Here is a 13,097-nt window from a genome sequence, read left to right as displayed (position 1 = left end):
CGTTTGTTCCTGCTGAAACAAATAGTAATGAACTTGCGGCAAAAAATGAAAATTGTGTTATTTTTTTCATGTTATTCATCTCCAAAATATGTAATGTTTTGATTCTATCATTTTTCTTTGTTAGTGCGCAAATATCTATCATCATAACAAAGTAGACAAATTATCCATTTCTTAATGCTTTCTTTAATTATTTTCATCTTTATTTGCGTTATAATGAAATAAATAATTGCAAAGGAGTTACATTATGAATTTTTTCCTAAATTCCAGTTTTAATGCTAAAAACTCTGGGATTGAACATGCCCAATTAAAACGTGCGAAGCTATTCGAAAAATTCGGTGAAGACTATCGCCTAGTTTTCCGTGAATGGAATCCATTGCTTCACTATCACTTGAGTAAGAACGGTATCGAAGACAAGTACATTTTGAATATTTTTGATTACTTCCAAAATGCGCTTGATGTAGAGACTAAACCACTAACACCCAAAGATATTGAATTTGGGGTTGATAATCTAACTTACGATAAAGATAAAGAACAAAATAGAATCATTGTATACAGCAACAAGCAGATTGTTGGTCGTATCAACTTATTTGATAAAGAAGTTACTGACGATGACTTAGTTAAGTCTGTTGAATTATTTGATGGATTCTCTAACTTATACCGTGTTGATTTCTATGATTACCGTGGTTTCTTATCGATGGCACAATGGTACACACCTGATAACAAGATTGCAACTGAAACTTGGTATACTCCAGATGGTCGACCTGCTATTGAAGACTACTTTAGATTCAACGCAGCAGGAAAACTTGAGAAATCTGGTTTCAAAATTATTCGTAATGATGGTGCCGTTAGAACTCATAACAACATCGTTGGTGTCATTAAAGATTTTCTAGAAGAAATCAATGTCAATTTCATGGAAAAAAAACATCCTAACATTTATGTAATGGATCGTTCAGACTATTTCGAAGAAATCTTAGAAACTCTTAATTCACCTACATATACAGTATTACACCTTCACAACTCACATGCTGGTGATGCCCAAAAAACTGACACCTCAATAATGAATAATAATTACGAATACTCATTAACCGATGCTAATAGATACGATGCAATTGTTAGTGCAACCGAAAAGCAAACTAAAGATGTTAAGACGCGTTTCGAACCTGACATCGATATGTTTACCATTCCGGTGGGAGTAATTAAAAACGAAGACTTAGAACAAGATCGCATACCAATGTCTGACCGTAAAAAACACAGTATTGTTGTTACCGCTCGTGTTGCTCCTGAAAAACAAATAAATAAAATTATCGATGCCATGGGTATGGCAAAAAAAGAAATTCCGGACATCAACATGGAAGTTTATGGATATGTTGACCATTCTAATGATGATATTGCTATGAAACGCATTAACGCATCCTTAGATGAATATGACCTTCGTGATGCCGTGAAATTACACGAATACACCAACGACGTTGCCGGTGTTCAACGTAACGCACAAATTTATGCTTTAGCTTCTGTCATGGAAGGTTTTAACTTAGCCTTAATGGAAGCTCAATCACAAGGTGATGTCGGTATTACCTTTGATACCAACTATGGTCCAAATGAATTAATCGTCAATGATGAAAACGGTTATGTAGTCGATTATGACGACACCAAAGCCCTATCAGATTGCATGGTAAAATTATTCAGCGACGATGATTTATTACAATCAATGTCCGATAAGGCTTATGAATTATCAAATCGTTTTTCAGAAGACAGCGTTTGGAAGGCGTGGGAAGATTTAATTAATTCTGCTAAAAAGACTTGGCAAGATAAACTAAAGACATATCACTTCGACATCAAAAAAGGACTAAGTGATATGGAACATAAGGAGGCTTAATAATGACCAAGCAATATCTATTCGTTAATGAAAACATTTTTACCTTCAATTCCGGAACAGAATTCTCGGCCATGAATCGAGCTAAATTATTCAAGAAAAATGGTATTAATGCCAAAATTGTAACCAGAAATTATAATCCCAGTTTGCATCAAGAAATTGAAAAGTATGGAATTGATGATGATCAAGTATTAAACATGTACGACTATTTCCAAAACCATACTGATAAGAAAACACATCATGAATATTTACGTTACTCTCCTCTAGTTGATAAGCATGATTACAAAATTAACGGAGTTGATAACAATAGTTCCTACATTGAAAGATTAGGACAACGTATTGCTAAGGTATCAATTTTTCCATTAACCGTTGGTGAAATTGGTAATATTGATTACTATGACAACTTTGGTAATGTAGCCAGCCAAGATATTTTTGATTACCGTGGCTTCAAATCAAAAGAAGTTTACATGCATCCTGCTGGTGGTATTGGTCATGAATTAGTTTTTGACAAGAATGGTAATGTAGTGATTGAAATCACTCATATGAATGTTGGCGATCATGTCCTACCATCAATGTACAAATTATTAAATTACAAAGGAAAAACCTATCGTTTTAATACCGAGGATGACTTATTTGCTTTCTTCTTAGAAGAAATTAGTGATAAAAACACAGTTATTATTAATGATCGTCCTTCATTAACCACTGTAGTTGCTAAACTAAATACAGATGCACCTAAATACCAATATTTACACAATGTGCATACAGAAAATGCAACTGAGGCTAATAACCCTAACGCTATCTTATTTAACAACTTATACCCATTATTCGATGAATTTTTTGGTAAATTTGCTGGTATTATCGTGCCAACTGATAAGCAAAGAAAAGACCTTGAAAAGCGTTATCCAATGGGCAAGTTCTACAATATCTTTGATTCTGCTTTTGACTTAATGGACAACATTAAACCTGTAAGTAACCATAACATCACTTATATGGGTCGTGTTTTTAGAGACAAAAACATTAGCGAACTATTAACCATTATTCCAGCAATTCAACAACAAATCCCCGATGTACATTTAAACATCATGGGATACTTCGAATCTGCTGACTATAAAAATGAATTAGATGCGATTATCAAACAACTAAAGATTGAAAATGCAGTAAGTTTATTAGACTACAAAGTTAATCCTGATAAAGATAAAATTCTACGAGATACTCGAGTATTAGTCCAAACTTCTATGGGAGAAGGATTAAGTATGTCTCTAGTAGAAGGACTAAGCTATGGTATTCCTGAAGTGGCTTACGATGTGAATTATGGACCAAATGAAATCATTGAAAATAATGTTAATGGTTTCTTGATTGAACCTAAAGATATTGCTAGTTTAGCTAAACAAGTAATTGAACTTTTAAATAATCAAGATACTTATGAACGTATGCATGATCAATCAATTACAAAATCTATTAAGTTTAATCCCGATAATGTCTTTGAACAATGGAAAACATTTATTAATAAATAAAGTGTATAAAAAAAGCTCCTATCCTTTTCGGATAGGAGCTTTTTTAATGCCTATCTATGATGTTTTTGCACAAAAGTCTTATTGGAAGTAATATATTGACCATTTCCAATGTATAGACGAGTGATACCACCTGTCTTAACTACTTTGACGACTTTTATCTTTTGACCACGTTTTAATTTCTTAACACGGTTATGTTTTGTAAAGTGCTTACTATCATGGATCCAGGCACCATTAGTCTTAATAACTCGATAATCAGTTTGGTTATTATTTTCTGATTGTTCATAGTAACCATTATCGTATTTATTTGGATCAACGTATTTACCCTTGACCTCTAGTTTCAACTTACCATTTACATACTTAAAGCCAGTTACCTTATAAACTGTTGCTTTATTTCTAGCGATGTTTAAGCTGTAAACATACTTAGGAACCGTTTGTAAATCCTTGTCAGTTGCAACAAAGTTCTTATTAGCAGTTACATATTCGTCCTTACCAATGTATAACCTAGTAATACCATTATGAGTTACAACTCTTTGGACTTTAATCTTGTCACCATATTTGATGAAACGAACACGGTTATCATTAGTAAAGTCCTTATCGTTATGAACCCAAACACCACCCTGGTTGATAACTTGGTAATTCTTAGTAGGTTCTGCAACTGGGTAATAAGCTTGGTTTTGGTTGATTACGACATTTGAAGAATTGCTTCCCTTTAGACGGGCAATTTCAGATCGTAATTCCTCAATTTGATTTTCATAAGATTGAACCAGCTTACTATTATCGTAGTCCTTACCGCTTAATTGATTCTTCAAGTTGTTAATTTCTTGATTGAATTTATCTGCTTGACTACTTAGTGCAGCATGTTGGTTATTCATATCAGCAATAGAAGTAGCTTCTTGTTGCGCTTTTAAAATAGCCAAAGCATTTTCATACGATGCAGTCAATGAAGCCTTAAGTGAGTCAGCATTTGATTGAGCACTACTAATTGCTGAAGATTGGGCTGAATTCAATGCAGCAGAAGCGGTTGAGTTCGCGGCACTTAAGTCAGCAGCACTTTGTGATTGAAGTGATGCAAGTTGACTAGCAAACGCTGAACTTCTTTGTGCTGCTTGACTATCAGCAACTGATTGAGCTGAACTAATAGCTGAACTTTCAGCTGCTTGTAAACTGGCTTGTAATGAAGCCATTTGACTAGCAAATGTTGAGTTCATCGCATTAGATTGTGCTAGATAATCACTTGTAATCTTAGCTTGTTCAGATTGAGCTTGACTTTCCGCTCTGCTCTTAGCATCAGAAGATGCACTTGATGCGGCACTATTGATAGCAGATTGTGCAGAACTTCTTTCAGCAGCAATTAAACTGTCATATTCTGCTTTCAAACTATGTTGTGCATCAGCATTAGATTGTGAAAGACTATCCAATTCAGCTTTAGCACTTGAATTCAATTGATTTCTTAAATCATCAACCGCTTGATTAGCTGCTTGTGATTGGGCAGCATTTTGCGAAGCAATAGATGCAACCTTACTATCATATGAATCTCTGACACTATCAGCTACCGATTTTGCATATTCAGCAGCTGTTTGTGAAGCTAGTGATTCAGCAGAACTAATAATAGATTGAGCAACTGATGAAGCCGCTGCTGCATCTGATTTGGCTTTACTTTCAGCAAATGATAATGCTTTTGAGTTAACTTCTGCAGTTGCAATTGATTGAACTGCAGCTTGACTTTCAGCGGCTGACTTAGCAGCTGAAACTGCAGCGCTTAATAATGAATCCGCATTCTTAGAAGCTTCAACACTATCACTGTATGCTTTATCTTGAGCCGATTTCAATGCAGCTGCATTAGAATTAGCTGTAGCAATACTTGATTGGCGGGCCGCTTCTTGAGCTGCTGAAAGTGCATCATTCTTAGCTTGTTCTGCAGCTTGACTAGCGGCAAGACTATCTGCTGCTGCCTTACTATTAGCTGACGCTAAACTATTTGCATATTGAGAGTTCAATGAATCAATGATTGATTGAGCATCACTTTTAGCTTTATCTTGCGCTGATTGGACTGCAGAACTGATTTGATCTTGTGCTTTTTGAGAAGCAGCTAGACTATCTGCCGTTGCCTTACTTTGTGCTGAAGATAGTAAGTCAGCATTATGAGATTGTAATGAATTAATTTGGTTAGCAGCACTATTTCTAGCATCGTTAACTGCTGAATCTAATGCTGACTTAGCATTGCTAGAAGCAGCTACACTGTCAGCAATCGACTTGCTTTGAGCGGCAGCGATTGATGCATCATAGCTATTTTGAAGTGATTGAACCAATGAATTAGCTGAATTTTGTGCTGATTGACGGGCTGAATCTAATGCTGCTTGTCTAACTTCATCTGCACGTTGTGAAGCATTTGCACTATCTTGAGCTGCCTTATCTTGAGCTGCTTTCAATGCATTGGAATTAGCAATTGATTGATCCATTAGCATTTGGTTAGCTGAATTTTGCGCTGCTAAACTAGCTTGAGCTAATTTATCATCGTAAACGGATTGAGCTTGTTTGCTATCTTCAATCGCTTTTTGTTGTGCTGAATTTAATGCATCAGCATTTTGTTGTGATGTTGCGATTGATTGGGAATTTGCTAAACTTTGTGCGACAGATTGTGCTGAACTAACAGCTGAAGATTTAGCTTGTTCTGCAGCTTGACTTGCTGCAATCGAAGCTTGTTTGCTAGTTGCTAGCATGTCGCTAATCTTTTGTGCATATGAATTGTTCAATGAATTAATGTCATTATCAGCAGCTGCTTGAGCATCAGCTTTGGCTGAGGAAACAGCATCGTCCATTAATGACTTCGCATAACTTGCTGCGGCTGAACTATCTTTATCAGCTTTGGCTTGCGCGTCAGCTAATGCCTTGGAGTTTGATGATGATAGTGATGCATATACTGCTTTGGCTGAGTCTAATGCACTTTGTTGTGCTGAAGCAACTAAACTATCTTTTAGAGATTCTGCAACTGATGATGCGTTTCGACTATCTTGAGCCGCTTTATCTTGGGCATCTTGTAACGCCTTTGAAGCAGCTTGACTCGCAGCAGTTGATTGAGCTGAAGCTTGTTGACTTGCTAGTGATCGAGCTGAATCCACAGCGTCTTTTATAGCTTGAGCAGCACTTTGCGCAGCATTCAATGAATCATTCTTACTTTGTTGAGCTAATGATGCTAACGCATTAGAATTTGCAATCGATGTTGCTGTTGACTGTGCTGCGGCTTTTTGGCTAGCTTCTGTTGAAGCAGCATTAACTGCATCTTGAATTGCTTGAGCTGCACTGTTAGCAGCATTTTTACTGTCTTGTTCAGCCTTACTTTGTGCATCAGCTAACGCCTTAGAGTTAGCCTGAGATACAGCTTCTGCAGCTTGTTTAGCACGTTGTTCAGCATCAGATACCGCTTGAGAAATAGCATTAGATGATGCGATTGCATATGAACTTTCATATGCAGCCTTCTTACTATCAAAATCTGCGGCTGCTGAATCAGCTTTTTGTTGATTATCAGCCGTAATACTTGCAATCAAGCTTTGCAAATCAGATAAGCTTTGCTTGAATGCATTTGAATCATTTGTATATTTAGCTGTCAAACTATTGGCTAATGTTGCAAATGATTGGGCTGCTGATCTTGCGTTGCTAGTTGCTATCGAAACAGCAGTGCTATTTGCTGTTGATGCGGCTGCACTATCAGCTTTCAAACTGGAAATTTGATTTATATAACTATTCATTAAAGAAGTAGCTTTATCTAAAGCAGTTTGTGCAGCAGCACTAGATGCAGCTGAAGAATTTTGCAAGTCTGTAATTTTTTGGTTGTAAGAATCCTTAATTGATTGTTGTGCTTGAGATTCAGTATCTCTAGCCTTAGATTCAGCTTCGCTTTGTGCTTGAGAGTTCTTAGCTTGTTGCTGAGCCTCACTTAGAGCTTTAGATGCTGCTTCAGAAATAGCAGCAGATGATGCTTGGGAAGCTGCTGTTGAATCTGCCTTAGCTTTATCAATTGTATCGTTATAACTACTTTGTAGATCGCTTAATGCTTTTTGATAATTAACGACTTGTTCTGAAGTTGCTTTTTGATCATTTTGCAAATCAGAAATCATAGATTGATATGAAGAAATTACACTATTATAACTTGATTGCGCAGCAGAACTATTATTATATGCTGATTCACTTGCAGCCTGACTTTCCCTTTGTATACTTGAAATTTCTGAACTATATGCAGAACTTTTATCAGCAGCATCTTGTTCGGCTTTAGCAAGAGAATCATTAGCTGCATCCAGCTTTTGTTTCAAAGCATTTAATTCAGCATCACGAGCATCACTTAGACTCTTAATATAGCTACCGTACGAGCTATTTAGTGATGTTTGTGCTGATGATACAGCACTATTTTTATCAGAATCTGCTTGAGCTGAAGCTGACTTAGAATCATTGATTGCTTTTTGACTCAATGAGGCAATCGCTGATGAGTTTGCCAATGAAGTTGATAATGATTCTTGAGCAGCTGATGAACTAGCATCTAAACTAGTTTTAGCAATCGCAGCATTAATAGCAGCTTGGGCACTAGAAGAAGCGTTTTCTGAATCAGCTTTTGATTTTGCAATCAAATCATCAATTGCTTTTTGGTTAGCAATTGATGTTGCAACTGATTGTGCTGATGCAGAACTACTTGCTGTTTGTTGTGCCTTCGCAACAGCTTCATTGATTGCTTGTTGAGCGCTACTTGAAGCATTATTAGAATTATCTATGATTTGTTGTTGTAATGAGTTAATTACATCTTGATTACCCTTTGCAGTTGCTGCAGATTGTGCAGCTGCTTGCTTAGAAGCTTCATCTTGAGCAATTTGTACCGCACTTTGAATTGCAGATTGTGCACTGTTAGATGCGGCAATGGAATCAGCGGTACTCTTATCTTGCATTTGCCTGATAGTGTTCGAGTTAGCAGTTGATAATGCACTGTATTCAACAGAAGCTTGACTAGAAGCGACACTTCTAGCACTTGACGCAGCAGATTCAATTGCTGCAGCAGCACTAGATTGTAGTGATGCTAAGTCATTAGCACTTTGTTGTTGCGATTGTTCCAATGACTTAGCATTAGCTGCAGAAACTTGAGAAGCTAAACTAGAAGCAGAGTCACTAACAGATTTTTGTGCTGATGAAACAGCATTGTTGATTGCTGTTTGAGCAGAACTTGATGCAGCAATTGAATCCTGTTCAGCTTTTTGTGACAAGCTATCGATTGCTGATTGATTTTGTGATCTTAGATCATCAGCTTCTTTAGCTGCACTACTTTGAGCTGATTGAATTGCTGAATTCATCGCATCTTGATATGCACTAGATTGGTTAGCTAGCGCTTGATCGTTTTGCGATTTTAAACTATTAATAGCATCTTGATTAGATTTTTGAGTTGCAATCGAATCTGCATCTGCTTTAGATTGCGCGATTGATTTTGCGCTAGAAACTGCACTATCAATTGCAGCACTAGCACTGGATTGAGCTGATTGAAGATCTTGTATGCTTTGCGCTTGCAAACTACTAATCAATGAATTGTTGGAGTCTGCGATTGATTTTGCCAATGATGAAGCTGAATCTTTTACAGACTGTGCAACACTATCAACTGCTGACTTAGCACTGGATTGAGCGCTTTGTAATTGAGTAGCTGCATTAGATTGAATGTCTGAAATTTGCTTAGAGTTAGCAATTGATGTTGCTGTTGATTCTTCAGCTGCTTTAGTTTCAGCTGATAGACGAGCCGAATCAGCAGCACTTGTAATAGCAGTAGTTGCACTATTTTGTGCTGATTGTAAATCTTGAATGTTTTGTGATTTCAAACTATCGATTACTGCATTGTTAGAGTCGGCAATTGATTGAGCAAGTGAATTTGCAGAACTAGATGCTGATTTCACCGCAGAATCGATTGCATTTTGTGCACTTTGAGCAGCACTTTGTGAATCTGAAATACTCTTTGCATTCATAGAATCAATCAATGATTGGTTTGCACTAGAAGTAGCGCTCAATTGAGCAGCATATGAATCTTGTGCTGATTGAATTGCTGAGTTCAAAATTGATTGGGCCACACTAGAAGCATTTTGAGAGTCTTCAATACTCTTAGCGTTCATACTATCGATTCTCTTTTGGTTATCAGCAGCTAACTGATCAGCTTGTGATTTAGCTGCTGATTCTGCATTACTTTTAGCAGTTTGAACAGCGTTTGCTAAATCCACAGTAGCTTGACTAGAAGCAGCCTTAGAATCAGCGATACTTTGTTGTTGGAGAGACTGAATCGCTTGTGAATTAGCAATACTTTGTTGTTGATAAACACTGTTAGCAGATGAAGTTAAACTACTAATAGCTGAATCCATTTCTGCCTTCGCAGATGAACTAGCAGCAATTGAAGCAGCTAAATACTGAGCTTGTTGAGCAGAGCTAGCAGCTTGAAATTGCTTAGTTAAAGAGTCAATTGTATTTTGTAAAACAGTTGCATCGGCAGCTGACATTGAAGTTGCTGCTGAACTAGCTGCACTATTAATAGCTGAACTAGCAGAGTTTTGTGCCGATTGTAATTGAGCTTGATAACTAGAATTCAATTGGTTCACAGCATCAATATTTTGTTGTGTTAATATTGACATCGAGTTAGCTGCGTCAGCTTTAACACTGTTAACCGCTGATGATTGTAAAGAATCAGCAATTGATTGTGCACTCACAGAATTAGCATAGCTTTGAGCTAACAATTGATTAATTTTTTTATTGTTATCAGCATTGATTTTAGCAATAGTTGCTTGATTAGCAGCATTAATTGAGTTAGTAGTACTTTGGACTGCACTATTTTGGTTAGAAATAGCTTGGCTACTTAATACCGATAAGCTATTTTGATATTGGTTATTCAAATCAACAATAGCCTGACTATTAGCAATACTTAATGAATTTTGCACTGACTGTGCTGATGATTGTGCTGATGATAAAGTACTGCTAATTGCGGCAGATACTGCATTAGATTTATCTGTAGCAGCAGAGCTTTGTAAATTACTAATTGTACTAGATTTGTCAGTAGCTGCTGATGTTTGCAAGCTATTATATGCTGAGTTAGCCGAGTTAATCAATGATTGTGCATATGAAGATGCTGTTTGTGAAGCTAGTAAACTCGCTTGAACTGCTTGTTGGGATTGATTTTGAAGTGCTGTTATTGAATTTTGGAAATTAGCACTTGCAACGGCGGCATTAGATGCTGCAATACTGTTAGCAAGTGATGCAGCAGTAGAAGAAGCTAAACTAATTGCGTTCGCAATAGATTGAGCTACTGAAGATTGAGAACTACTTATATATGCTGCCGCAGATGAAGAGTTAGAAGCTGCTATGGAATCCGCACGTTGTGGTTGAACCGTTACATAAGCCCAATAAACCGGATTTCCACTTGCATCGTTAAAGTGAACAACTTTACCACTCAAATAATATGATGTGGTGTCCAAATTACCATAACTCTTAATTCCAAGTGGATTATTACCATTAATACTAATACCAGTACCAGTACCAACTGCATTTCCTGTGTAAGAATCATAGAAAGTAACTGCCACAGATTTGGATGAAACATTTGGATTTACTAGAATTTGATATTGACCATTAACGTTATTAATCTGACCATTAGCAATGTAATAATTTGCCGAATCCAAAGATCCAGTATCTACTAATTTCGCATTTCCACTTTGATCAATAACAATTGTACCTTGTCCATGATTGTTATTGTTAGAGTCAACAAAATAAACAGGGAGTGTATTTGTGATTGAAAATGGTTTAACTAAAACTTGATATTGACCATTATTACTAATGACTTGATTGTTAACAACATAATAGTTATTAATATTTAAGTTACCGTTATCTACCAGTTTAGGATTGTTATTACTATCAAAAATGATAGTACCTTGTCCTTGAACATTTCCATTCGCATCAACAAAGTTGGCACTTTGTGTGTTCCCAACATTATTAGGAGTTACTTCCATAGTAAAGTTATCATCATTAGCATCCTTAATTAATGCTGAATTTTGCGTGATATGGTAGTTACTATTACCTAATTGTCCATAATCTACTAATGTGGCTACGCTATTTCCATTTACGTTAACTAGACCTGTGTAATGATTTCCGTTAGCATCTGTGATGATATTACCTTTATTAGTAAATGTAACTGTTGATGTACGAGCATTCTTAGTAACATTAACTACATATTGACCATTTTGTAATGAAGGTTGAGCACCTGGGACAACATGATAAGCTGACCCATTAATTGCAGTACTATCTGCTATTGTTCCAGAACCATCAGCATTTACATATACTGTACCAGTTAAGACATTATTGTTACTATCAGTTAATTGCGTTCCATTTGGTGTAACAAATGTTAAACTTGCAGTGTTTTGGTCTACATTCATTGCATATTGACCAGCGTTGTTAACATCAGTCACAATTTTAGGATTACTTGGAATGTGATAAACTGTACTACTCAAATTACCAGTAGTGTAGGTATTAGTGATTGTCCCATTATTATTAATATTAACGGTACCTGTTGCTACCAATTGTCCATTACGGTTATAGAAGTTTAATGGGTATGGCTTAGCTGCAGAAGCTACAATCAATTTGTAGTTATAAGTATTTGGATCAACTGTAAGAATTGTACCAGCAGCTGGCGCAACATACTTAGTTGGGTCTACATTCATATTTAAAACTTGAACTAATGAATTATTGCTTGCATTAATGACAGCCATTCCCATTGCGGTTGGAGCCATTCCAGTACTGTCATTATTAGTTTGAGCAATTGGGTTGCCATTAGGATCATACAATTGCACCGGCATTACAAACGTTGGATTAGTTCCCTTAACTTCAATTCTAATTTGTGGACTACCTAAAAAAGTATTTGTCACACCTGAACCGGTAGTAATAACCCATAATTTACCATCATTATTAATATTATTAGGATTGTTTAATTGATTAGAACTAGATGAAGCCACATTAGAGTTATAAATTTGATAATTGCTTGTATTTCCACCACTCTGTGGTCCCTGGTAACCAAAGGGTGCTCCATTACCTGAAAAAATTTGATTACCATTTTTATCTATGAAATAAAGAGTACCAAATGTTCCCGAAGCCATCTTTGTACTTAATCCCTGTGCCAAGGCTGCACGGTAATTGGCAGTGTTACTATCAATGGCGCTTTGCGCAGATGATGCCATTTGATCAATAATATTTTCAGCGTCAGATAGATTTGTACTTGTTGTAATTTGGTTATTAGAACTACTACTTCCCATGTTTTCACTTAGGCTAGCATATGAATCCCAGTCTGTTGTTTGGTATACACTAGGAGTGTTATTAGTGGGATTACTATTGGATGAACTATTAATGCTACTTGTAGGAGCAATATTACTGTTAGCACTGCTTGAAGTAGCCACATTAGCAGAATTAGTGGAAGTTGATTGTGAAGATGATCCACTAGTGTATGTTGCAGCTGAACTATTTTGTCCGGCAACAACTACTGTCTTACCACTGTTTACATATGCATGTGCGTTTACATTTCCGTTAGTAAGAGTAAATCCAGCTGCACCAAAGAAAGCAAAAGATGAAACTGATACTACTACCCAATTCTTTTTAACCTTCTTTAATATCTTCTTGTCATTAATTTTTCTAATTTTTTGTTTGTTGTATTTCACAGAGCTCAC

Annotated in this window: 3 protein-coding genes; 2 read left to right on the top strand and 1 reads right to left on the bottom strand. The window is 36.3% G+C overall.

Annotated elements, in window-relative coordinates; genetic code table 11:
* The first annotated feature begins 244 nt into the window (after nt 1-244).
* On the top strand, nt 245-1,876 hold the full coding sequence (locus ABWU86_RS05875) for a glycosyltransferase (protein WP_353321979.1): 1,632 nt from the start codon (nt 245-247) through the stop codon (nt 1,874-1,876).
* Nucleotides 1,877-1,878: 2 nt separating this feature from the next.
* Nucleotides 1,879-3,387 (top strand): glycosyltransferase, encoded by a 1,509-nt coding sequence (locus ABWU86_RS05870; RefSeq protein WP_353321977.1) that lies wholly within the window; start codon nt 1,879-1,881, stop codon nt 3,385-3,387.
* A 50-nt stretch (nt 3,388-3,437) separates the two neighbouring features.
* Here the strand turns inward: ABWU86_RS05870 and ABWU86_RS05865 are convergent, their stop codons facing one another.
* Nucleotides 3,438-13,088 (bottom strand): DUF5776 domain-containing protein, encoded by a 9,651-nt coding sequence (locus ABWU86_RS05865; RefSeq protein WP_353321975.1) that lies wholly within the window; start codon nt 13,086-13,088, stop codon nt 3,438-3,440.
* Nucleotides 13,089-13,097: the final 9 nt, after the last annotated feature.

Source organism: Apilactobacillus pseudapinorum, assembly GCF_040369555.1.
Taxonomy (GTDB): domain Bacteria; phylum Bacillota; class Bacilli; order Lactobacillales; family Lactobacillaceae; genus Apilactobacillus.
Note: the sequence above shows the minus strand (reverse complement) of the source record. Positions and strands in the feature narration are given on the sequence as shown.